Genomic DNA, 24,731 nt, shown 5'->3' with positions numbered 1-24,731 from the left:
AACAAAATACACTCATTAGTTATAAATTATTGAAAATCAGATAATTTACTGATAAATTGATTTATTCGGTTCGATAATGAACTAATAGGGGGAGCTATTAAACCCTTTGGCAATGCCAATAAAAAAGCCCTCTGAAAAGAGGGCTTTAAATCATTTATTATCTAGTTGTTTATTACACAACCATCGTTCTATCTTTTCCTAATATAATAGGAGTCCCGTTTACCAAGATTTCCAGATCACTCCCCTGATCTATACTAAAGTGCGCATTATCTTTCGTCACCTCGACGGTAAGGATTTGTCCTCTAAAGTTGACTTTAAAAGAATAGCTATCCCATGCATCAGGAATTTGAGGTTCAAAAGATAGTTTCCCATCCTTCATACGCATCCCTCCAAATCCTTCTACCACACTCATCCATGTTCCTGCCATACTTGTGATATGAAGCCCTTCTTCCACTTCCTTATTGTAATCATCCAGATCTAAACGAGAGGTACGTAAATAGAAGGTATAGGCTTGCTCCATACGTCCTAACTTAGCTGCCTGTATCGCATGTACACACGGTGATAGTGAACTCTCATGTACCGTAAAAGGCTCATAAAAATCAAAATGCTTTTCTAATTGTTCTGTCGTAAAATGATCTTCAAAAAAGTAAAACCCTTGTAAAGTATCTGCTTGCTTAATATATGGCGAACGCAAAATACGATCCCAAGACCATTTCTGATTGATAGGGCGTTCAGACATCGGTAAATCGGCTACAGAAATGAGTTCTTTATCTAAGAAACCATCTTGCTGTAAAAATACATCGTGCTTTTCTGAAAATGGAAAATATACCTGACTCGCGACCTGTTGCCATTCGGTGATTTCGGCATCGGTGAGTCCTGTTTTTTCTAGGATACGGGTATAATCTGCTTTAAAGTGTTGTTTTACATCGTGCGCTTTCGCGAAAGCGTACTCCAAACACCACATCGCTAAATAGTTTGTAAACCAATTGTTATTAATATTATTTTCATACTCGTTAGGTCCCGTAACACCAAGCATCACATACTTTTCTTTAGCCGTAGACCACGTAAAGCGCTGTTTCCAAAAACGAGCTACACCAATAATCACTTCCAGTCCCATCTCTGGGATATAGGACATATCACCGGTAAAACGCTCATAGTTATGAATCGCAAAAACCATAGAACCATTTCGGTGTATTTCTTCAAAGGTAATCTCCCACTCATTATGACATTCTTCCCCATTCATGGTCACCATAGGATACAACGCAGCTCCATCTGTAAACCCTAATTTTGCAGCATTTTCGATGGCTTTATCCAGTTGTTTATAACGATATGTCAACAAATTACGCGCTACGCCTTGATCTTTGGTCGCCATATAAAACGGAATACAATACGCCTCTGTATCCCAATACGTAGACCCTCCATATTTCTCTCCTGTAAATCCTTTAGGACCAATATTGAGACGGGCGTCTTTTCCAGAATAGGTTTGATTGAGTTGGAAGATATTAAAACGGATACCTTGCTGTGCTTTGACATCACCTTCTATCGTGATATCAGCCATGGCCCAAACGGCCGCCCAATCTTCTTTTTGCTGCTGTAATAAGGCATCAAAACCTATAGTTTCTGCTTTTTCAAGCACTGTTTTTGCGGCAGTAACTAACGTTTCTCTATCATGATTTAAATCACTTACATACCCTCCAAACTTATGAATCTCTAGTGTTTCTCCTTGCTTGACATCGGTTTCATAATAGTGTCCTATATAGGTAATGGTTTCTTGTTTGTTACCTACCGTACCTTGATAAGAAGATTTTTCAGTACGCTTTCGCGAAAGCTGAAGTTGCCTTCCTTCCACATACAATTGATTACTCATCATCGTACATACGTGAAACGCTGTCTTCATGGTATGTGCCACGATAAATGCACGCTGGGCATCATCTGTAATCGATAAGGTATTCCAAAACTGATCATCCCAATTGGAATCTTCATTGGTAATACCACTATCCAAATACGGTTCATAACTTATCGTCGCATCTTGATCAAGTGGTGTCACTTCATATTTAATCGCTCCAATTTCATCAATCGCAAGACTTAAGAAACGAGTTACGTGTACCGCAATGGTGATTCCGTTTTTTAATGTCGCTTCAAAACTACGATAGAGTACCCCTTCTTTCATATTAAGGGTTCTCTTAAAGTTCTGAACAGAAGTACATCTATGTAAATCAAATTTCTCTCCGTTTACAGTGACTTTAATACCTATCCAACTCGGGGCATTCAAAACCTTAGCAAAATATTCTGGATAGCCATTTTTCCACCAACCTACACGTGTTTTGTCTGGATAATAGACCCCTCCTATATAACTACCCTGAAAGGTAGCACCACTATATTTTTCTTCAAAATTGGCACGTTGCCCCATGGTCCCATTTCCAAGGCTCATCAAACTCTCTGATGATTTTACATAGTCTGGATTCCAGTTTTCTTCTATAATAGACCAAGCGTCGGGAATAATATATTCTAAATGCATGTGTATATTTTGGAATCAAGAATCAGGATCGTTCGCTTTGCTCACTTCTGGAGACAAGACTTTTTAAGTGCTTGTACTTCATTTTGATTCTTGAAATACTATTTAAGTACTAATTGATGGATTATTTATTCTTTTCAAAATTTATAATTCTATTAATTTCTTTAAGAAACTATCAGATAATTCTGTAAAATCTCTAAAGACATGAGTGGCTTCATGTAATACATCTGAATCACCAATACCGATACTAGTCATTCCTGCGGCATTAGCTGCTTGAATCCCTGCAATAGAATCTTCAAATACGATACAATCATGTGCTTCTGTTTCTAATGCTTGTGCTCCTTTGACAAAAACCTCTGGATCGGGCTTGGCAGCAGTCACATCATTACCATCTACAATGGCTTGAAATTTATCAATAAGTGAAACACGTTCCAAGATAGGACGTGCATTTTTACTAGCACTCCCTAAAGCAATGCCTTGTTGATTTTCAATTAAGTAATCTAGCACACGAGGGACATCAGGTAAGATTTCGCTCTGATCCATTTTCTGAATATACTTCAGATATTCCTCATTTTTTTGTACCAACCACACCTCTTTTTGTTCTTGTGTTGCCGTATAGTTTGCCATGTCTAGTAAGATCTCTAAAGATCGTACACGGCTCACGCCTTTAAATTGTTCATTCTGTTCTTCTGTAAAGTCAAAATCAATTCCTTTAGCAAGGTTTCGCCAGGCGAGGTAATGAAATTTTGCAGTGTCTACAATCACACCGTCTAAATCAAATATAAATGCTTTCTTCATAAAGTTGTATCTCATTTCCGCGAACCTGCCTGTCGGCAGACAGGGGTGGAAATCCTATCCCTCTCATCGCAAATCATATTTTAGTAACACGTCTCATACTCTTATCAGTGTAGAGACTATTTTTTTATCTTTTTTGTACTCTCTCGTTCTATAAGTGTGGTATCAATATACGCGGTGGTATATTCTTCGACCTCATCTTCTGGACGTTCTAATTTGTTTATTAATAGCTCAGCTGCTTTACGCCCCATTAATTCTCCATGCTGACTTACCGTAGTCAGGCTAGGAATAAAATGCTTGGACAACTCTCCATCACTAAAACTTACAATAGATACATCATTAGGCATACTTTTACCAAACTCATGTAAATGTTTTGCTGCAGTTACTGCAAACAATTCATTGACGGTAAAAAGTCCATCAATATCTTTTCCTTTCAAGAAATTTTTAATCTTTTTTGAACATTCACCTTCACAATGATCAATATTATCTAGTTTTAAAATAAGCTCTTTTTCTACTTTAATACCGTACGATTCTAGCGCTTCTATATATCCTTTGGTGCGTAATTTCCCGATAGTCACATAGTCTTCGGTTGTGATGATTGCTATTTTGCGACATCCTGTTTTTAAGAGGTGTCTTACGCCCATTTTTGCACCTTCGCGATCATCTATGAGTACTTTGTCACATGGGATTTCATCTACAATACGATCAAACATCACTACAGGCATTCCTTGATCTATGGCTTCAGTAAGATGTCTAAAATCATCTTTGTGTAAGGTTTCTTTTGCCAGAGATACAATAAAACCATCCGTACTTCCATTTGCCAGCAATTCCATATTTAAAACCTCTTTGTCAAAATCATTATTAGAAAGCGTAATGATCACATTGTAATTATGCTCTCTTGCCATTTGTTCAATCCCTCGTATTACTGTTGTAAAAAAGTGATGCACAATTTGAGGAATGATAATTCCAATAGTTCGTGTTTTACGGTTTTTAAGACTTAATGCTATATTATTAGGCTTGTAATTATACAGCTTGGCAAATGCCTTAATCTTTTGGCGTGTATCTTCGCTTATTTCGGCGCTATCACGCAATGCTTTTGATACTGTCGAGATAGACACATCAAGTTCTTTGGCAATTAGTTTAAGGGTGAGTTTACGTTTCATATGCTATATCATGTAAAAATAAGGGGTTCGCTATTGACTTACAATTTAGGCAAATCCTTTTTCCTACGAAAACGTTGTATTCTTAATAACTAATTTTGTTATACCATGTAAATTTTAAAATGGCACTTGTAGAAGTTGGATTATTTTAAAGTTTAAATGGTATTAGTATATTTAAGCAAACTTAAAACTATGCGAATTCTTCCATTTTTGTTTCTTTTTTTAGTTTTGACAGGTTGTAAAAAAGAAGCCACTTCAGATGTAAAAGAAGAGTCTACAGAAAAAAAGGACGTAGTCCGCTTTCGCGAAAGCTACCGACCTCAATACCACTTCACACCACCAGAAAAGTGGATGAACGATCCTAACGGATTGCTATTTTATAAAGATACCTACCATTTATTTTATCAATATTACCCTGAAGATATTGTTTGGGGCCCGATGCACTGGGGACATGCGACAAGTAAAGATTTAGTTTCTTGGGAACACCAACCTATTGCCTTATATCCGGACGAATTAGGCTATATATTTTCTGGAAGTGCGGTCATGGATCTTGACAACACGTCTGGATTAGGCACCAAAGACAATCCGCCGATGGTGGCTATTTTCACACATCACGAACCCAAAGGAGAAAAAGAAGGACGCAATGATTTTCAATATCAAAGTATTGCTTACAGCTTAGACGAGGGTACTACGTGGACCAAATACGAAGGCAATCCTGTGATTGGCAACCCAACAAGTATTCGTGATTTTAGAGACCCTAAAGTCATGTGGCACAAAGCCTCTCAAAAATGGATTCTTACGCTTGTTGCTGGTGATCATGCAAAATTTTATAGCAGTCCTGATCTAAAATCATGGACTTATCTCAGTGATTTCGGAAAAGAGAAAGGCGCTCATGGCGGGGTTTGGGAATGCCCAGATTTATTTCCGCTTACCGTTGCGGGAAGTGATGAAACAAAATGGGTCTTACTCATAAGCATGAATCCTGGCGCTCCCAATGGCGGTTCAGGTACGCAGTATTTTATAGGTGATTTTGATGGTACATCTTTTACTACCACTCAAAAAGATATCAAATGGCTAGATTATGGTTCTGATAACTATGCTGGTGTTACCTATAACGGTTTACCAGACAATGACCGAACTTTTATAGGGTGGATGAGCAACTGGAACTATGCACAAAAAACCCCTACTAAAAATTGGAGGAGTGCAATGACGCTTTCGCGAAAGCTTACCCTGCATAAAAACGATGCTTACTATCTAAAGAGTTACCCAGTACCTGCAATAGAAGAATACACCTATAGTTCGCATACCTACGACAGTATTACAAATAACTATTCTCTTACTTCTGAAAATTTTAATGAAATGCGTATTGATTTTGAAATCGAAGGCGACCTGAAGGATTTTGAAGTGAAGTTTTCAAATATCGCTAATGATCAGTTATTCTTAGGATATCATAAAGCAGATCATTCCTTTTACGTAGATCGTAGAAAATCTGGAAAAACTAATTTTGAACCTAAGTTTGCAGAAAAAGTACATGTAGCACCTGCCCTAAATGATGGAAATGGTAACACAGTATTCAGTATTTTTATGGACGCTTCTTCTCTTGAATTTTTAGTAGATCAAGGAGCCACCGTAATGACAGAACAGCTATTTCCAACACAGCCGTATACGGCGATGACATTTACAAGTAAAGATCATAAAATGACACAGGTACGCGTCTCAAAAATGAAACGTATTTGGGAATAATAATTAGATAATACTAACCCTAAAACTAGATACCCACCTTCGTGGGCATGAAGAACATATGAAAGAAATTACAAAATGGAGTATCACCGTTGCCTTAGCTGGCTTTCTCTTTGGATTTGATACCGTAGTTATTAGTGGTGCTAACCAACCTATCAAAGATATTTGGGAACTCTCTCCGCTATTTCATGGGACATTTATCATGAGTATGGCCTTATGGGGAACTGTATTAGGGTCTTTAATGGGTGGGATTCCTACAAAAAGATTAGGACGTAAAAAGACTTTGTTCTGGATAGGGGTACTTTTCTTTGCTTCTGCAGTAGGAAGTGCGCTTGCACCAGATCCGTATTCATTTTCTTTCTTCCGTTTTATAGGAGGTGTAGGTGTCGGTATTTCATCGGTAGCAGCACCTATTTATATTTCAGAAATCACCACAAGTTCCAACAGAGGAAAATTAGGAGGTTTATACCAATTTTGTTTAGTATTTGGTATTCTCATCGCGTTTGTATCTAACTATTTACTAAAAGGATTTGATGGCGCTAATGACTGGCGATGGATGCTTGGTATAGAAGCCATTCCTGCTTTACTATATACGCTTATGGTATTAAAAGTACCGAATAGTCCAAGATGGCTTGCTTTACAGAAGAAAGATGATGCAGGTGCATTAGAAGTACTAAATAAAATATATACGCCAACAGCTGCAGAAACTCAATTGAAAGAAATCAAAGCAGATTTTGACAACCAAAAAGGAAGCAATACCTTATTCCAAAAGAAATACAACCGTGTATTATGGTTAGGGTTTTTAATTGCTTTTTTTAATCAATTATCGGGAATCAACTTTGTATTATACTATGCACCAGAAATATTAGAACAAGCCGGACTTGGTGGTTCTGAGTCCCTATTTAACTCCATTGCTATTGGGATTGTAAACTTAGTGTTTACCATCATAGGGGTACGATTATTAGATAAACTAGGACGTAGACAACTTATCATTATAGGATCGATAGGGTATATTTTTAGTTTGGTAATGGTCGGTATTTGTTTCCAACAAGAACTAAGCTCTACACTTACACTGACATTTATTTGTTTATTTGTAGCCTCTCATGCTATTGGACAAGGTGCAGTGATCTGGGTATTTATCTCTGAGATTTTCCCGAATCGTGTACGTGCCTATGGACAATCATGGGGAACAGGAACACACTGGGTATTTGCCGCTATTATTACCTTAATCACACCTTTCTTCTTAGATGGTAAAGAAGGTATTCTTAAAGATGCTGTTTGGTATATTTACTATTTCTTTGCAGCAATGATGGTATTACAATTGTTATGGGCGATTTTTAAAATGCCAGAAACCAAAGGAGTTTCTTTAGAAGCCCTTGAGAAAAAATTAATTCCTGAAGATGAGTAAAACACCGCATATTGTTTGTTATGGCGAAATCCTTTGGGATGTATTTCCTGATGGCAAAAAATTAGGAGGTGCGCCTCTCAATGTAGCCTTACGACTACATTCGTTTGGTGCCAATACCTCCATTATAAGTACGCTTGGAAAAGATGCGCTTGGAAAAACAACACTGAAAACCTTAAAAGAAAAAAACTTTCCTGCCACATATATCCAACAGTCAAAACGTCCTACGGGGCAGGTGACTGTGACATTAGACAGCACGGGAAGTGCTCGTTATGATATACAGAAAGATGCTGCTTGGGATTATATAGCGGCGACTCCTGAAGCTATTGAAGAAGTCAAAAAAGCCGATGTTTTTGTATTTGGAAGTTTAGCCTTACGCGACACCTATAATCAAGCACAATTTGAGGCCTTAGTGACCGAAGCAACCTATACGGTATTTGATCTCAACTTAAGAGATCCGCATTATGATTTGGATGTGGTGTTACCGCTCATGGAAATTGCCAATTGTATCAAACTCAATGATGAGGAGTTAGAACTTATCGTTACGCTACTTGACCTAGAAAAAGAAACTTTAGAAGAGGAGTTAAAGGCTGTTGCCAAAGCAACAAATACCGACACGATTTGTGTCACGCTAGGCCCCGATGGTGCGATGTTGTATCATAACAAAACGATCTATACTCAGGTAGGTTTTCCCACCAAAGTAGTAGACACCGTAGGCGCGGGTGATTCCTTCCTCGCTGCACTCATCTACGGATTAGTATCAGAACAAACTCCAGAAGATTCCCTTGAAGTCGCTGCTGCTATCGGAAGCCTTGTCGCTGGTAAAGCAGGCGCTAATCCTGTAGTGACTAATAATGAGATTGATGAGTTATTGGATAGCTATTAGCTTGTAGACGTTAGCTTTTAGAACTTAGCTCTTAGATGAACTATATGTCACTTTGAGCTTGTCGAAGGGCTTAGTTGATAGTTTGTAGTCGGTGATTTTGATACAATTTTCGCGAAAAGCGAAAATCACTCAATCATCTTGCATTACGTATAAAATGTTGACTACAACCTATATTTCTTTTCGCGAAAGCGAAAAGACACACCCCTTACTCCCCTCTTCCTAGAGGGGAAACTCATACTCTTATTTTTAGTTATAAATATATGAGTCTTCCCTCCTAGAAAGGAGGGCTAGGGAGGTGTGAAGAAAAAATAGAGTAACACTCTATTTTAGAGTACTACTCTATTTTTATAGTATATAAATTTTCACCACACAAGAGTTCCTTCTCCCTCGGGGAGAAAGCTAGAGCCTGTGCTGAACTCGTTTTTAGCAATGAGGGGAAGTAAAGGAATTCAATGCTTCCGTTTATACCTCTTCCCACGTTTTAACACCTGTCCTTCATAGTCTTCAAAATAGATAGGTACGGCAATATCTCCAGGCTCGCGAACGACAAAATGCAAATGGGGTCCGCCGCTATAGCCTGTATTTCCAGAATAGCCTATATGTTGTCCTTTAGTGACGTGATCTCCTTTTCTGACAAGTGTACCTTTATGCATTAAATGCGCGTAGGATGCTAAGGTCCCATCCGAGTGAGCAATAACAATTTTATTGGCTTTGTGGGTAAGTTCTTTGCGCTTTCCTCCTTCTGTAAAACGATCTATCGCATAGACGACAATACCTTCTCTAGCGGCATATACTCTATCTCCTGTACGCATCCCAAAATCAATAGCATATCGAGAGGCGATACTTTTGTGTGATGACTTTCCAAAAAAGGTTTGTTCTATTTCTACTTTTCTTCCTCTTTGAAAGGGCAATGTGTAAAAATAGGTGCTATCATGTTTTGCATTTCTACGATCTCCATAATGAGCTTCGACAGTATAAATCTTTCGTTCTTTTCGGGCTTGTTTTAAGTTTTCAAAATCATCTATATGTACTTTAATAAATCCGCGGACGCTATCATTGGGTTGCACAGTAACTAATTCTTTATAGACGACTTTAGGAAACAGTGTATCTACTTGTTTGCTCACTACATCTATAGGAATGATAGCAGCACTCTTGACTTGAAAGAAAATAGAATCATTTTCTTGAATGTATTCTAATTTCACTTCATTATTTTGTGCGTAGTTATACGTACAGAAAAACAGAAGTAAAAGTAGTGTAACAATTTTAGTCATGTAGGTATTCATATATAAAGGCATTGTTCCTCACATCGTTGCAACAATTAAAATGCCATAATTTAATACGGTGTAAGGGGGTTTATTTCTTTCACTAAAATTACGACATCATAGGCAAAGATATTTTTTGCACTTCTTTAGAAAAGGTATGTGATTTAAATAATCATACCCGCTTTCGTACTCATCAAGCTCAATATAAACTTCACTTTCGTGAAAGCGTATACATCCAACCTCATTTCTTAGCTAATTTATTAATTCATAATACATTGTATAGATAACATTCACTATGTAAGGAATTCTTATTTTTAAGACTATTATACCGAACGTTAGTTAACATTATTATGAGACCTCAAAAAATTGATGACACAGCACTATTAGCAAGGCTTATAGACGTTTTCAGATCCAAAGGATACGAAGGCTCTAGTCTTAATGACCTTGCAGCATCTGCAGGACTAAAAAAAGCAAGCTTATATCATAGATTTCCTGGTGGAAAAGAAGAGATTGTTACCGCAGTACTTGAACATACCACTACATGGGGTAAAACACATATAGAAGAAACATTAGCAGATCAAACAGTTCCTGCCCGACAACGCTTAGAAAAAGTAATAGATAATATTGATGCTTTGTACGCGCAAGGAACAAAAACGTGTCTTTTTAGAGCACTTTCTATGGACACAGGTGTTCCAACATTGGACAGCCTTATTCAGATAGATATGAATAATTGGGTACAGGCTTTTAAGACTTTTGCTCAAGAAATAGGGTTTACATCTGAAGTAGCTCATCAAAAAGCGTTGCAAACATTAATTAATATTCAAGGTTCTTTAATCATTACAAAAGGCCTTAATGACACGACTATTTTCAAGAATACACTACACACTATAAAATATTTGTATTACCCAACCCTATAAATAGCATGGAACAGAAACATCCTTTACCCCCATTTACATTAGAAACTGCAAAACAAAAAATACAACTTGCAGAAGATGCTTGGAATAGCCAAAATCCAGAAAAAGTAGCTATGGCATATTCTATAGGTAGCGAATGGCGCAATCGATCTCAATTTATAAATGGACGCGAAGAAATACGTCAATTCCTATCAGGAAAATGGGATCAGGAACTAGATTATAAACTCAAAAAAGAATACTGGGCACACAGTGACAACCGTATTGCAGTTCGTTTTGAATATGAATACCATACGCCAGAAGGACAATGGTATAGAGCCTACGGAAATGAAAACTGGGAGTTTGATCAAAATGGCTTAATGAAAAAACGCTATGCAAGTATTAATGATGTCGCCATTAAAGAAGCAGACCGAAAATTATAAATCCAACTCAACCCAATTAAAATCATAAACAAATGAAAAGAATAGCAATCAACGGAATGGGACGTATAGGACGTGCTGCTCTCAAAGTAATTTTAGACACACCAGAACTGGATGTAGTGGCTGTAAATGATCTTGTACCTGTAGACAATATTGCGTACTTACTTAAATACGACTCTGTATACGGTATTTATGAAAAAGAAGTTACCCACGATGATAATCACCTGATTATAGATGGAAAAAAGATCAAGTATTATTCTAATCGTAATCCTGAAGAACTTCCTTGGAAAGAATATAACATTGAGATTGTCATAGAAAGCACAGGGTTTTTTACTAATAGTGAAGACGCTGCAAAACATATCACTGCAGGTGCAAAAACAGTCGTTATTTCGGCACCAACCAAAAGTGAGGATACACCTACCGTCGTGCACGGTGTAAATTCTGAAGAAGGGAAAACATCTATCTTTTCGTGTGCAAGTTGTACTACCAATAATATAAGTCCTGTTGTAGAAGTCTTAGGAAGACGTATTGGAATCAAAAAAGCAATTATGACAACGGTACACGCCTATACCGCTTCTCAAAATATGGTGGATTCTGTTTCTAAAAAGAACTATCGCATGGGGCGTGCAGGTGCAGCAAATATTGTTCCTACCTCAACTGGAGCCGCTATTGCAACAACTAAAGCATTACCGCAGTATAAAGGGAGATTTGACGGTGTAGCCTTACGCGTTCCGATTCCTGTAGGGTCTATTTCTGATATGACATTTGTCACAGAAAAACCAGTGACGGTAGAGGAAGTAAATGCAATCCTTGAAGAAGAAGCAAAAACAGCTCGTTATACAAATGTATTAGCGACTACACATGAGCCTATTGTTTCTTCAGATATTGTAAAAAGTCCGTATGCTTCTACCGTAGATTTAAGTATGACGCGTGTGGTAGATGGTGACTTATTAAAAGTAATGACGTGGTATGATAATGAGTGGGGATTCACCAACCAAATGATACGTCAGATTTTAGAAATATAATATGATGTTTCTGTATATGCTTTCGCGAACCTGCCTGCCGGTAATCAGAAGCGTATAAAGAAACTTTAAAACCATAAGACAAAGAGACTGTCTAAAAGATATAGTTTTCGTCAAACTGAACTTGCCTGTGCTGAACTTGTTTCAGTATTTCAGTTTCTCAATAGCATAACAATTAGTTATGATGAGATTCTGAAATAAATTCAGAATGACGTTTACCCAGTCTTTAGACAGTCTCTTTTTATTGTAATCAACTTTAATAGTTTATACGTACATTACAGAACAGTAGAAAATCACCTAATATTGAGTACTAAAAAAATAGGATTCTGGTCTAGTACATCCCTTGTGGTAGGAAACATGATTGGATCTGGTGTGTTCTTATTACCAGCTTCGCTAGCAGCTTACGGAGCCATTAGTATTATTGGATGGATCTGTGCTTCTATAGGAGCAATCCTATTAGCTATTATTTTTGGCAACTTAGGAAAATTGGCTCCTGAAACAACAGGAGGTCCTTATGCATATACCCGATTAGGGTTGGGTAGATTTCCAGCGTATTTAGTTGCGTGGGGGTATTGGATTTCTATTTGGTGTACAAACGCAGCCATTGCCGTTGCATTAGTAGGGTATCTAGAAGTATTCTTCCCTATTCTTGGACAAAATCAACTCCTCGCCGTACTCACAGGATTAGGATTTATTTGGGTCTTTACTTGGGTAAATTCAAAACCTATAAAAACGGTTGCTTTTGTACAATTAATCACCACCATTCTGAAGGTAGTTCCTATTATATTGATTGGTTTTATAGGGATTGCCTACATGAAAATGGAACACTTTACACCGTTTAACCTCAGCGGCACCTCTAGTCTTTCTGCTATTACGGCAACGACAACATTAACGCTCTTTGCTTTCTTAGGAATGGAAACCGCTACGATTCCTAGTTCTTCTATTAAAAATGCAGCGACCACAATAAAAAAAGCAACTGTTTTTGGCACATTGATCACCATTATCGTATACATCTTAAGTTCTGTGGCAATTATGGGAATCATTCCGCCAGAAGTTTTGGCCAAGTCAAACGCTCCATTTGCAGACGCAGCAGCGTTATTCTGGGGAGCATCTGCCAAGTATATTGTAGCGGGTGGTGCCGTGATTGCTACATTAGGAGCATTAAACGGATGGATTTTAATACAAGGCCAAATCCCAATGGCAGCCTCCCAAGACCAGCTTTTTCCAAAAATATTTGGCAAAGTAAACAGTAATAAGTCCCCTATTATAGGGATTGTACTATCCAGTATTTTGGCATCTATTTTAATGGGGTTAAATTATACAAAAAGTCTTGTAGAAGCTTTTACATTTATGATGAAGCTTTCTACACTTTCTGTACTAACCCCATATATATTATCTACTTTAAGTTTATTGATTTTACTTCGAAAAAAAGAAGGTTCTATTCCTGTAAGTAAACAGATTTTATCAGGAATAAGTATTCTATTTTGTATCTGGGTTATTATAGGATGTGGCGCCGAAACAATCCTTTGGGGACTCGTTTTATTAATCATAGGAATCCCTTTTTATCTATACCTAACCAAAAAAAGTTCTTAACTTAGTGAGATGGAACACTTCTATATTCATCCAGATATCACGCAAGCTGAAACCCTACCTGCCTCTTTTTATCGTAGTCAAGAGGTTTTTGACGCCATAAAAGAACGCGTTTTTAAATCTACATGGCAATGGATTGGTGATGCAAATTCTTGTATTCCATTAACAGAAAGTGTATTCCCTTTTGTTTTATTAGACAACTATCTCACAGAACCCATGATGGTGGTAAGAGACAAAGAAAATAAGATCTTGTGCCTCAGCAATGTATGCACTCATCGTGGAAACATTGTTGCGCACCACCCCGGGAAAATGAGAAGCTTCACGTGTATGTATCACGGAAGAAGATTTGATTTAGATGGTACTTTTAAATCAATGCCCGAATTTGAAAAAGCGAAAGATTTCCCAAGACCTTGTGATAGTCTACATACATTTGAATTGCGAGAATGGGGCTCTCACTTATTTGTTGGTCTCCATCCTGTATTTGATTTTTCTGAAGTTATTGAAGTGATGAAAGAACGTGTTGGTTTTTTACCGCTTAACGAATTCAAACTAGACACAAGTCTAAACAAAGATTATATCGTTAATTGTCATTGGGCATTATACTGTGATAATTATTTGGAAGGATTTCATATTCCATTTGTACACGAAGATTTAAACGATGCACTAGATTATGGACAATATAAAACCGAGGTTTATGAGCATGTAAACCTACAAATCGGATATTCAGGTAGCGGAGAAGAAGTTTTTAAACTCCCTGAAGGGCATCCTGATCAAGGAAAACATGTAGCTGCGTATTATTATTGGGTATTTCCTAATATAATGTTCAATTTCTACCCATGGGGATTATCTGTCAATATTGTAAAACCCATTAATATCCATAAAACAAAAGTGTCTTTTATCACCTATGTATATGACGAAACAAAATTACATACGGGTGCTGGTGCATTATTAGACAAAGTAGAACGCGAAGATGAGTTTGTGGTAGAAGGTGTCCATAAAGGATTGCAATCTAAATTTTACAAAGCTGGAAGATTTTCACCTACTCGTGAAAAAGGGGTGCATCATTTTCATAGTCTACTAGCTAAGTACCTTAACACCTAACTTATATCTAAACGCTTTTCTAATGCTTATGCTGCTAAGTACGCTTTAACGCTACGCTCTCCCTTTTGGTCGTGAATCTCGCTAGCTCGATTTCGCGAAAGCGTATAAAGAAGATTTTAAAACACCTATGAATATGAAGTATCCAAAACATCTCCAACCTCCTCATAATATTGATTTTGTACACGGAATTAATATCGCATGGCTTGACTTTGGAAAAGATGTTGGGATACATCCAATAACAAAAGAAGAATATCATCCAGATTGGGATAAATTCGATGAGATTATGGAACTAACTGTTGCAAACGGCGGCAATGTGATCCGATGGTGGTATCATACAGATACAAATCCAAGACTTGATGACACTAAAAAAGCACTTCCAAATCCTGAATTCTTCCATCAAGATGTCTTGCAACTATTAGATATGGCAGCTTCTAAAGGTTTAAAAATTCAGATCTGTTTATGGTCTTTTGATATGCTGAAAACCAAAGAAGGAGTAGATGCAAAAGCAAACAAAAAACTACTGACCGAAGTTGCGCATTATACCTCTTATATTGAAAATGCATTACTCCCGCTGGTTAATTATATAGGAGTTCATCCTGGGCTTTTCGCATGGGAAATTTTTAATGAACCCGAAGGAATGACCAATGAATATGCAAGTCATTGGGAAGGTTTTGCAGAACGTGTTACCATGGAAGACATTCAACGATTTATTAATAGAACTGCTGCTTATATACGTAAAGCGCAACCAGACGTTAAAATAACGAGCGGTGCTTTAGGTTTCTTATCTTGTGTAGATGATCCTGTGCATGGATTTCAAAACCGATATTCAGATCAAGTATTGGAAGACATTGGTGGCGAAATTACAGGCTATTTAGATTTTTATAATATCCATTACTATACATGGGCCAAAAAAGAAGGATCTCCTTTTCATAAGACATATGATACTACAAAATTGGATAAACGAGCTATTATTGCTGAGTATTATCCTGATCCTATATTTGAAGTACCTACAGAAGATCTTGTCAAAAAACTAAGAAATAATGGATGGCATGGCTCTATGGTTTGGTCATGGACAGATAAATCATGGGAGCTTATAGAGGCAGTCCTACAAGGAGGTTCAGATCTAAACATTACATAGCGTTTTATATTAAAATACTACACTTCTAGTATACGCTTTCGCGAAATCGAGCTAGCGAGACCTGAAGACAGGCAGGTTCATGACCAAAAGTAGAGCATAACGTTAAAGCAAATACAGCACAAAACCATAATTTTTCAAAAAATATAATTCAATACTGTAAGGAGTGAAATATGTTTCGACTTATTTTACCGAACGATCGGTAAAATATTAATTAAAAACACACTATCAATGAAACCAATTATTAAATTTTCACTCATTACCTTTTTAGCTATTATATCCTTCTTTACATTTTCTTCTTACACTGTAAAAAATACTAGTCACTCATTAACTGAAGATACCATCTCAAAGTATCCCACCATGTATCGCTCTTTAAAAGTAGATGGTGTGAATATTGCTTATAGAGAAGCTGGAAATCCTAAAAATCCAACCATTGTATTATTACACGGTTTTCCTTCCTCTTCACATCAATATCGTAAGGTTTTAGATCAACTTTCTGATGAGTATCATTTGATTGCTCCAGATTATCCAGGATTTGGGAATAGTGATTTTCCTTCTCCTGATGACTATACCTATACCTTTGATAACCTTGCTAACTCCATAGAGGGATTATTAGAAAAATTAGGACTTACTTCCTATGCACTGATGATACAAGATTATGGAGCGCCTGTAGGATTTAGAATTGCCACAGCACATCCTGAAAGAGTTACAGCTATCATTAATCAAAACGGGAATGCATACACAGAAGGTCTAGGTCCTGCTTGGGGAGATGTGCGTAAATTTTGGGCAAATAGAAATACCGAAACAGAAAAAACCTTATTACCTGTTTTCTCTTTAGAAGGTCTTAAATGGCAATATACACATGGTACACGTGATCCTGAAACGATAAATCCTGATACTTGGCATTTAGATTATTTACGTCTGTCAAGACCGAATGCACATAAAGTAAACCTTGACTTATTTTATGATTATCAAAATAATATTAAGCAATATTCGAAATGGCAACAGTACCTAAGAAACAACCAACCACCTATGTTGATTGTATGGGGTAAAAACGACTTATTCTTTCCTGAAAGCGGTGCAGTTGCTTACAAGAAAGATGTCAAAAGCATAGATTACAACATTTATGATACGGGTCACTTTGCACTTGAAGAAGAGGGGGATGCTATTATTTCTAAGATCCGTTCTTTTATGAAGAAAATAAAGTAAAATCAAATCGTTGCGTACATTTATATCTCCATGAATCGATGATGATATTTAACTTAGACGTAAGTCTAAAGAGATATGAAACATGTATAATAGCCTTACTTTCGTGAGGCTATTACGTTTTAGCTACTTATCTTTAATAGCGAATTAAATAATATTTTTCTTATGAATACTAGATGTCTTCATGTTATGAATTCCAAATAAAACCGACAATTTCACTGAATAAATGATATGATTTTAGATCGATTAACATTTGAATATCAAGAAAAGATTCTCATAGAGAAAATAAAAGTGAAAACGCCTTTTAAATATGAAGGTGTTTTTCAGGACAGTGGATGTTTTATTTATTTTAAAGATAACGCTCCTAAACTCCTATCTTCTGAAGACAATGCTCAAATAAAGCCTCAGGAAGCTGTGCTTTTAAAATGTGGGACACATTTTTTAGATTTATTACAACAAAAAGATAATGAAACAATTGAGGTCATTATCGTACATCTATATCCTGAAATATTAAAGAAATTATATGTAAGTGAACTACCTGCATTAATAGAAAAAAATAAATCTAGCAAACAAAGCCAAATTGTTGCTTCTCAAGACATCATCTCAAAATTTATTGATTCTTTAGAGTTTTATTTCAATAATCCTTCCCTTATTAACAATGATCTTCTCGAGTTAAAAATCAAAGAATTAATTTTATTATTAGTACAAACTAAAAACATTACTTCAATCGTAGAACTAGTTGCTGATTTATATGCTTCAAAATCTGTTCAGTTAAAAAAAATAGTTGACTTACATCTATTTTCAAATTTAAGCGTAGAAGATCTTGCAAAATTGAGCAACTTAAGTTTGTCTTCCTTTAAAAGACAATTCAAGAAAGAGTTTAATGATAGTCCAAACAACTATATAACGACAAAAAGACTTGATAAAGCAAAAGAACTTTTAAGCATTACCGATATGCCTATAAATGAAATTGCATACGATATAGGATATAATGATCCTTTATACTTTACAAGAACCTTCAAGAAAAAAATTGGGATTTCGCCTACGGCTTACCGAGTAAAGTAATTTTGAGCTAAAAATCCATATCAACGGACCTTTCCTCCATTCTTACCTATTTTTAATTAGCTAATTTTGAGCTTTAATTGTATAGAGTTATAGACAATATTAGTTATAAATTTCATACCATTTAGTAACCATACATCTGCTTTCACTATATTTAAAAAACACGTATATACTTGTCTATGAGCAAATCCTTCTCGACTTTATCAAAAAGAGGAAACAATCTAGCAACAACTCCTGCAAGAATAGATTCTGAAATATTTATAGAGGCATCTCAAAATCTTTATTGCCCAATTGAAAATCCAAATGGATCATTCCCTTTAAATATTGCAGAGAATCATTTAATGGCTTCTAAAATTAAAGATAGAATCACTTTAATTACTAAAAACAATGCTATTCCTGATTGGGTACTTAATTATACACATTTATTAGGAAACCCAGATGTTAGAATGGAAATTGCTACGTTTATGGAAGCATATCTTTGTGGTTGTCCTATTTCACATGATACTATAGGACTTTCGGCAGGAGCATCGGCTGTTATTGAGGCTAGTTCATTTGTTTTAGCTAATACGGGTGATGTTGTTGTAATTCCTGCACCGTCCTACCCTATGTATACTAATGATTTAGGATTAAAGAGTGATGTCACGCGTTATGATCTTCAAACACATTACGATATTAAAGAAATTAACTCAGGTTCTTTAATATCAATAGCTTCTTTAGAGCAAACTTGGGATGAATTAAAAGCACAGGGAAAACGTTTCAAAATCTTATTAATAACTTCTCCAGATAATCCAACCGGATATAGGTATAACGAGACCGAATTAAAAGAATTAGCTCATTGGTGTATTGAACACGAAGTGCACATGATTGTTAACGAAATTTATGCTTTATCTTTAATTGAAACATCGGTTGTCACTTCTAAAAATAATGAGGATGTAACCTTTTCTTCATTTGCCAAATTGATGAATGAATTAAAAAGTGATTACTTACATCTTTGGTATGCATTTTCTAAAGACTTTGCTATGTCTGGTTTACGCATAGGTGTTGTACATTCTTTAAATGAAGCATTTATAAAAGGGTTTGAAAATGTAAATGTTCCTCACTTAGTATCCAATCTTACACAATGGGTTGTTGGCGAGTTATTAAAAGACAACACCTTTCTTAAACCTTATATCGCAGAAAATAAATTACGCCTTACACATAGTTATAAATTAGTCATAGAACATCTAGAAAAGATTAATGTTCCATACTATTCTAGTAAAGGGAGCTTTTTTGTCTGGGCAGATTTCTCTCAATACTTAGAAGAAAAGAATGATGAAGGAGAGAAACAATTATGGTTAGATATTTATAAAAACACAGGAGTACTTTTAACGCCAGGCATAGGTTTTATGCATCAGAAAAAAGGATGTTTTAGAATTGTTTTTACAGCCGTACCCTTTGAACATTTAGAAGTATCAATGCATAGAATGACTACCTATTTTTCTAATAGAAATCAATTGAAAAGTGATTAATTAAAGTTTCTGAAATAAAAAAGTAATGATTTTAGAAAGACACACATTCGAATATAAAGATAGAGTTCTTATTGAAAAAGTGAAGATTGGAACTCCTTTCAAGTATGAAGCTATTTTTGAAAACAGTGGTTGTTTTATATACTTTAAAGATAGAGGACCTAAGTTATTATCTGCAGAACAAAATGTTCAAGTACATGGGCAAGAAGCTGTGTTATTAAAATGCGGAAATCATTTTCTAGAGTTATTAAAACGCACAGATGACGAGGAAGTTGAAGCAATGATTGTTCACTTATACCCAGAAGTATTAAAAAAAATATATTCAAACGAATTACCTAAAATAATAGAAAAAACTCCTTGCAATATTCAAAGCGAGGTGGTGGTATCTAAAGAAGTTATTTCTAAGTTTATTGAGTCTTTAGAGTTTTATTTTCAAAACCCTGTTTTGATAAATAATGATTTACTTGAACTAAAAATAAAAGAACTTGTTCTTTTACTGATACAATCTGAAAACGTGTGTTCCATACAAGAATTGATATCTGATTTATATTCCATTAGAAATGTTCAGTTAAAAAATGTAGTCGAATTACATGTATATTCAAATTTAGGATTAGATGAATTAGCTAAACTATGTAACTTAAGTAAGTCATCTTTTAAACGAGAATTTTCAAAAGTATTCAACGACACTCCTAACAATTATATCACTAATCAAAAGCTAAAAAGAGCAAAGGAACTTCTTCATATTACAAAAATGCCTATCAACGAAATTGCTTACGGAATAGGTTTTAATGATCCTTTATATTTTACACGAATTTTCAAAAAGAAAATAGGTATATCCCCTACCGAATATCGTTATCAAATAACTGTTTGAACTAATTATCCATATCTAAGGACTTTTCCTCCATTTGTCACACACTTGCTCTCTATATTTTTGTACTAGAAATATTTAGAAAAAAATGACATTCTCTTAAAAATCATATGAGCATGTCTCACAATGAATATATTATGGGAAAAACATTGGTTATCGTAACTCATCCTAAATTAGGAAGTTCTAAAATTAACAAACGTTGGATTGAAGAACTAAAAAAACATCCAGAGAATATTATTATTCATGATCTACATGCTACCTATCCTAGTTTAGAAATAGATGTCCAAAAAGAACAGCAATTATTAGAATCGGCAGACAAAGTTATACTTCAGTTTCCGTTTTACTGGTTTAATTGCCCTCCATTCTTAAAAAAATGGATAGATGATGTATTAGCACATGGATGGGCTTTCGGAAAAAACAGTGGGTATAAGCTTGCAGGAAAGAAATTTGCACTAGCAGTCACCGCCGGGATTAAAGAAGAAGATTACAGTGCAACTGGAAAGTATGATTTTACTCTTGAAGAGTTAACCACTCCTTTTGCAACTACGTTTAAATATGTAAAAGCAGACTACAAACCATTATATGCTTTCTATGGAGAAGAATACAATCCAACTCAAGAAGACATTGACACTAACGCTAAAAATTACATTGATTATATAGAAAACTTATAAATGATAAAATAATAATTAAATAGAAAAATTATGGAAACAATAACAAAAGAAACAGCTCAAGACGAAATTCAAAATTTTAATGAATACCAAGAAGTGGTAAAAGCGCTTCAACCTTATATTGAAAGTGCTCGTACTGGGGATGGAAAAGTGATGCGTTCTGCTTTTTATGACCATGCTCATATATTTGGCTCAATGAATGGTGAATACGTTAATAACACAGCCGACGAATTTGGAGAAGCTATAGGCACTTTTGGTAGTTCTGATAATGTAAAACATCATATCGCTTGGATAGATATTTCAGGACCTGCTGCAGCTGCTAAAGTAGAATTTATTGATTGGTTAGGATTTAGATTTACTGACTTCTTTGTACTGTACAAAAAAGATGGACAGTGGAAAATAAGTGGAAAAGTCTATGACTCACACGCCAAGAATTAACTTCCCGTCAAAATAACAAGGGTTAGATTATAAAAGAGTACGCTTCTTAAGCTTAAAATTATGTAATCTAACCCTATTTATATCTCATTTATTCTCGTGTAAAGCACACTAATAACCTATAAATAATTACATCATGAAAAAAGCATTTTTAGCACTTATCATTATAGCGATGTCAGCAACAAAATTACAAGCACAACAAACAGATTTACAACGCATTGAGACTACATTAAATTATTATCTCACAGGACTCGTTAATAACGATGCAAAAACACTTACAAAAGCTTTTCACCCTACTGCAACAATGAAATGGATTGGCAAGGATTACAAAGAAGTAAATGCTATTGAGGGATTAACCGAAGGTATGGACGGAACTCCATATAAAGAAGAGATAAAAACAAGGGTTGTTACTGTACATGTTGCAGGCAATACTGCAAGCGCTCAACTTGAAATTCAATTTCCAACATTTACATATATCGATTTTATGCATGTATTAAAGATAGATGGGCAGTGGAAAATTGTAAGTAAAATATTTTATACAAGACAGGATTCAAAATAGTAACATTCAATAAAAGGATATGATTTAATATATAGGAGAGTCATTATTTTAAATCTGAATCTAATTAAAAAAATAGAACTGTAACATAAATCATTAATACAAATGGACAAAAACAAAACTACCAATGTAAATGATATAGTACATTTTACTAGTGGTAAAAAAATGAAAAATCGATTTATGTTGGCTCCGCTTACAAATAAACAAAGTCATGACGATGGTACATTATCAGACCAAGAAATCAAATGGCTAACCATGAGAGCAAAAGGGCAATTTGGTTTAGTAATAACTGGTGCTTCTAATGTACAACCCAATGGAAAAGGCTGGCATGGAGAATTAGGCATCTATTCTGATCATCAGATACAAGGACATCAAAAGCTAACTAAAAGTATCAAAGTGCATGGAAGTCTTGCCGTTATTCAAATTTTTCATGGGGGCATGCGATCTCCAAAAGAATTAATAAACAGTCAACCTGTAGGACCTTCAAATAACAAGACTTATAATTCTAGAGCATTGACCTTACAAGAAATACAACAGCTCAAAAACGATTTTATTTCTGCTGCCCTAAGAGCACAAAAAGCAGGTTATGATGGGGTAGAAATACATGGCGCACATGGATATGTACTTGCTCAGTTTTTAAGCAGCGAATTTAATCACAGAAAAGACGTATATGGAGGATCTCTTGAGAACAGATCTCGACTTTTATTTGAAGTTTTAGACGGTATTAGAGAAGCTTGTGGTTCAAATTTTTTAGTTGGTGTCAGATTATCTCCAGAACGATACGGAATGGTCTTAGAGGAAGTTAAGGTCATTGCTCAGAGATTAGTAAACACTGGCAAAGTTGATTTCTTGGACATTTCTTTGTGGGATGTTTTCAAAAAACCAGATGGGCAAGAAGATACTAATATAATGCTTCTCGATCATTTTTTAGAATTAGATTATAAAGATGTAAAACTTACAGTAGCTGGAAAAATTACTAGTGGTTTTGAAGTCCATAAAGTCCTTAGTTATGGAGTTGACTTTGTAACTATAGGAAAGTCTGGAATTATACATCACGATTTCCCAAAAAAAGTTCTAGAAGATAAATCATTTACACCATTAAAACTTCCTGTAACTGTCTCTCACTTACAGAAAGAAGGTCTTAGCCAAAAGTTTATCGAAATGATGAAATCATGGCCAGATTTCGTTGAAAATTAATATTAAAATATAGTAATGTATGAAGTGTTTTTTTCGAACAATCAATATGGTTTTTTTTCCAAGAAAAATAACGTTACAAAAACAAAAAACTGAGTTAGAACGTGTGCAAACAACGCTTAACTATTACTTAAATGGACTAGTAAAGAATAATTACGAACAATTAAAAAAAGCGTTCCGCCCTAATTCCAGCATAAAATGGATTGACACACAGTATCATGAAGCTAATGCTGTTGATACTTTAGTTGAAAGGCTAGAGTCATTTTCGCGAAAGCGAATAAATACTGAAATAATTTCTATAGATATCTCAGGAAATGCAGCGAGTGCTCGATTAGAAATACAACTTCCAGCATTCACTTTTATAGATTATATACACCTATTGAAGATAGATAGTAACTGGGAAATTGTAAGTAATATATACTACAAAAAAGAGTTGAAAAACACATTAAAACGGTTTTAAAAAATAAATAAAAATGGAAAAATCAATTAAATTCTTATTCTTAATATTTTTTTCAGCATTCTCAGTATCTGCTCAAGATGCTAAAAAAATTGTCGCTGAAATGATTAATGAATTAGGAGGGAAAGAAACTTTTTATAATTTAAAAAATGTCACTTATAACGTTGAATATAAAGATCCTAATACACCTATGATTCTTATCAGTAAAGAAACGTATGTTTTTGATAAAGAACGTTCTTATTCAGAGTATTCTGAACATTCAATTTTAGGAGCTAATGGTAACATTTCTGAAGGGTATGATGGAGAGAAAACATGGATAAAATTTAATGGTAAAATCTCTACCGACAAGCAGGCAAATGCCATAGCTGATTTTTGGAGAAAAACAAATTATTATTGGTTTGCGATGTTTTTTAAGTTACAAGATGAAGGTGTAAACCTAAAACATATGGGCAATAAAAAAATAGAGGGTCGTGACTATGACTTAATAAAAGTTACTTTTGGTCAGAATGTTGGAGATGATCAAGACACTTATGTATTATACATTAATCAAAGAACAAAACTTGTAGATCAATTATTGTTTACTGTCATTGCATTTAACATCACAGAACCAGAATTAATGAAATTTAATTATGAGACTATAGATGGAATTAAAATACCTACAGAACGTGTTGAGATTTCATCTAACTGGGAAGGTGACTTTTTAGGAAAAAAATGGTCAACAACCTACTGGACAAATATCAAATTCAACACTAAAGTAGACTTAGAAATGTTTTCTAAATAAGCGACTATTAAATTTTAAGAAACAAAAATCCGACGTATATACATCGGATTTTTATATG

The 24,731-nt window shown here is 35.2% G+C and carries 23 protein-coding genes; 19 read left to right on the top strand and 4 right to left on the bottom strand.

What is annotated here, in order from left to right; all coding sequences use genetic code 11:
• Positions 1–172: 172 nt before the first annotated feature.
• The 3 genes from Q1A60_RS07910 to Q1A60_RS07900 form a co-directional block, all read right to left on the bottom strand.
• The gene (locus Q1A60_RS07910) at positions 173–2,518 is read right to left on the bottom strand and encodes a glycoside hydrolase family 65 protein (RefSeq protein WP_299763802.1); all 2,346 of its coding nucleotides are present in this window, start codon (positions 2,516–2,518) and stop codon (positions 173–175) included.
• 141 nt (positions 2,519–2,659) lie between these two features.
• The gene (gene pgmB, locus Q1A60_RS07905; RefSeq protein ID WP_299763804.1) at positions 2,660–3,313 is read right to left on the bottom strand and encodes a beta-phosphoglucomutase; all 654 of its coding nucleotides are present in this window, start codon (positions 3,311–3,313) and stop codon (positions 2,660–2,662) included.
• A 116-nt stretch (positions 3,314–3,429) separates the two neighbouring features.
• Positions 3,430–4,473: a LacI family DNA-binding transcriptional regulator gene (locus tag Q1A60_RS07900; RefSeq protein WP_299763806.1), complete on the bottom strand. Its 1,044-nt coding sequence runs from the start codon at positions 4,471–4,473 to the stop codon at positions 3,430–3,432.
• 189 nt (positions 4,474–4,662) lie between these two features.
• On the opposite strand from Q1A60_RS07900, the gene Q1A60_RS07895 reads away from it, so the two are divergent.
• The 3 genes from Q1A60_RS07895 to Q1A60_RS07885 are packed head-to-tail and all read left to right on the top strand — an operon-like array spanning position 4,663 to position 8,501.
• Positions 4,663–6,213 (top strand): glycoside hydrolase family 32 protein, encoded by a 1,551-nt coding sequence (locus Q1A60_RS07895; RefSeq protein WP_299763808.1) that lies wholly within the window; start codon positions 4,663–4,665, stop codon positions 6,211–6,213.
• A gap of 58 nt (positions 6,214–6,271) precedes the next feature.
• Positions 6,272–7,618, top strand: a complete 1,347-nt coding sequence (locus tag Q1A60_RS07890; RefSeq protein WP_299763810.1) for a sugar porter family MFS transporter — start codon at positions 6,272–6,274, stop codon at positions 7,616–7,618.
• Positions 7,611–8,501: a carbohydrate kinase gene (locus Q1A60_RS07885; RefSeq protein WP_299763812.1), complete on the top strand. Its 891-nt coding sequence runs from the start codon at positions 7,611–7,613 to the stop codon at positions 8,499–8,501. The genes Q1A60_RS07890 and Q1A60_RS07885 overlap by 8 nt, the downstream gene beginning before the upstream one ends.
• Positions 8,502–8,950: 449 nt before the next feature.
• Here the strand turns inward: Q1A60_RS07885 and Q1A60_RS07880 are convergent, their stop codons facing one another.
• Complete coding sequence (locus Q1A60_RS07880; protein ID WP_299763814.1) at positions 8,951–9,772, bottom strand: M23 family metallopeptidase; 822 nt, start codon at positions 9,770–9,772, stop codon at positions 8,951–8,953.
• Between the two features lie 341 nt (positions 9,773–10,113).
• Here Q1A60_RS07880 and Q1A60_RS07875 point away from each other — a divergent pair, with 341 nt between their 5' ends.
• The 16 genes from Q1A60_RS07875 to Q1A60_RS07800 all read left to right on the top strand — a co-directional run bounded on the left by Q1A60_RS07875 (position 10,114) and on the right by Q1A60_RS07800 (position 24,673).
• Positions 10,114–10,680 carry a TetR/AcrR family transcriptional regulator gene (locus Q1A60_RS07875; RefSeq protein ID WP_299763816.1) on the top strand — a complete coding sequence of 189 codons (567 nt, stop codon included), beginning with the start codon at positions 10,114–10,116 and terminating at the stop codon, positions 10,678–10,680.
• Positions 10,681–10,685: 5 nt separating this feature from the next.
• A complete protein-coding gene (locus Q1A60_RS07870; RefSeq protein WP_299763818.1) occupies positions 10,686–11,096 on the top strand; it encodes a nuclear transport factor 2 family protein in 411 nt (136 codons plus the stop codon).
• A gap of 32 nt (positions 11,097–11,128) precedes the next feature.
• Positions 11,129–12,118, top strand: a complete 990-nt coding sequence (gap, locus tag Q1A60_RS07865) for a type I glyceraldehyde-3-phosphate dehydrogenase (protein WP_299763820.1) — start codon at positions 11,129–11,131, stop codon at positions 12,116–12,118.
• 300 nt (positions 12,119–12,418) lie between these two features.
• Positions 12,419–13,708 (top strand): amino acid permease, encoded by a 1,290-nt coding sequence (locus Q1A60_RS07860; RefSeq protein WP_299763822.1) that lies wholly within the window; start codon positions 12,419–12,421, stop codon positions 13,706–13,708.
• A 9-nt stretch (positions 13,709–13,717) separates the two neighbouring features.
• The gene (locus Q1A60_RS07855; RefSeq protein WP_299763824.1) at positions 13,718–14,806 is read left to right on the top strand and encodes an aromatic ring-hydroxylating dioxygenase subunit alpha; all 1,089 of its coding nucleotides are present in this window, start codon (positions 13,718–13,720) and stop codon (positions 14,804–14,806) included.
• 133 nt (positions 14,807–14,939) lie between these two features.
• Entirely contained in the window at positions 14,940–15,944 is a 1,005-nt protein-coding gene (locus tag Q1A60_RS07850; RefSeq protein ID WP_299763826.1) for a hypothetical protein, read from the top strand.
• Positions 15,945–16,172: 228 nt separating this feature from the next.
• On the top strand, positions 16,173–17,150 hold the full coding sequence (locus tag Q1A60_RS07845; RefSeq protein ID WP_299763828.1) for an alpha/beta hydrolase: 978 nt from the start codon (positions 16,173–16,175) through the stop codon (positions 17,148–17,150).
• 228 nt (positions 17,151–17,378) lie between these two features.
• On the top strand, positions 17,379–18,212 hold the full coding sequence (locus tag Q1A60_RS07840; protein WP_299763830.1) for an AraC family transcriptional regulator: 834 nt from the start codon (positions 17,379–17,381) through the stop codon (positions 18,210–18,212).
• A 176-nt stretch (positions 18,213–18,388) separates the two neighbouring features.
• Entirely contained in the window at positions 18,389–19,717 is a 1,329-nt protein-coding gene (locus tag Q1A60_RS07835; protein WP_299763832.1) for an aminotransferase class I/II-fold pyridoxal phosphate-dependent enzyme, read from the top strand.
• A 25-nt stretch (positions 19,718–19,742) separates the two neighbouring features.
• The gene (locus Q1A60_RS07830; RefSeq protein ID WP_299763834.1) at positions 19,743–20,585 is read left to right on the top strand and encodes an AraC family transcriptional regulator; all 843 of its coding nucleotides are present in this window, start codon (positions 19,743–19,745) and stop codon (positions 20,583–20,585) included.
• A gap of 113 nt (positions 20,586–20,698) precedes the next feature.
• Positions 20,699–21,253 carry an NAD(P)H-dependent oxidoreductase gene (locus tag Q1A60_RS07825; RefSeq protein WP_299763836.1) on the top strand — a complete coding sequence of 185 codons (555 nt, stop codon included), beginning with the start codon at positions 20,699–20,701 and terminating at the stop codon, positions 21,251–21,253.
• Positions 21,254–21,283: 30 nt separating this feature from the next.
• The gene (locus Q1A60_RS07820; RefSeq protein ID WP_299763838.1) at positions 21,284–21,688 is read left to right on the top strand and encodes a nuclear transport factor 2 family protein; all 405 of its coding nucleotides are present in this window, start codon (positions 21,284–21,286) and stop codon (positions 21,686–21,688) included.
• 133 nt (positions 21,689–21,821) lie between these two features.
• The gene (locus Q1A60_RS07815) at positions 21,822–22,244 is read left to right on the top strand and encodes a nuclear transport factor 2 family protein (protein ID WP_299763840.1); all 423 of its coding nucleotides are present in this window, start codon (positions 21,822–21,824) and stop codon (positions 22,242–22,244) included.
• A 102-nt stretch (positions 22,245–22,346) separates the two neighbouring features.
• Positions 22,347–23,438: an NADH:flavin oxidoreductase gene (locus tag Q1A60_RS07810; RefSeq protein ID WP_299763841.1), complete on the top strand. Its 1,092-nt coding sequence runs from the start codon at positions 22,347–22,349 to the stop codon at positions 23,436–23,438.
• A 19-nt stretch (positions 23,439–23,457) separates the two neighbouring features.
• Positions 23,458–23,895 carry a nuclear transport factor 2 family protein gene (locus Q1A60_RS07805; protein WP_299763842.1) on the top strand — a complete coding sequence of 146 codons (438 nt, stop codon included), beginning with the start codon at positions 23,458–23,460 and terminating at the stop codon, positions 23,893–23,895.
• 13 nt (positions 23,896–23,908) lie between these two features.
• Entirely contained in the window at positions 23,909–24,673 is a 765-nt protein-coding gene (locus Q1A60_RS07800) for a DUF6503 family protein (protein ID WP_299763843.1), read from the top strand.
• The last annotated feature ends 58 nt before the right edge of the window (positions 24,674–24,731 follow it).

This window comes from uncultured Dokdonia sp. (assembly GCF_947492535.1).
Classification (GTDB): domain Bacteria; phylum Bacteroidota; class Bacteroidia; order Flavobacteriales; family Flavobacteriaceae; genus Dokdonia.
Note: the sequence above shows the minus strand (reverse complement) of the source record. Positions and strands in the feature narration are given on the sequence as shown.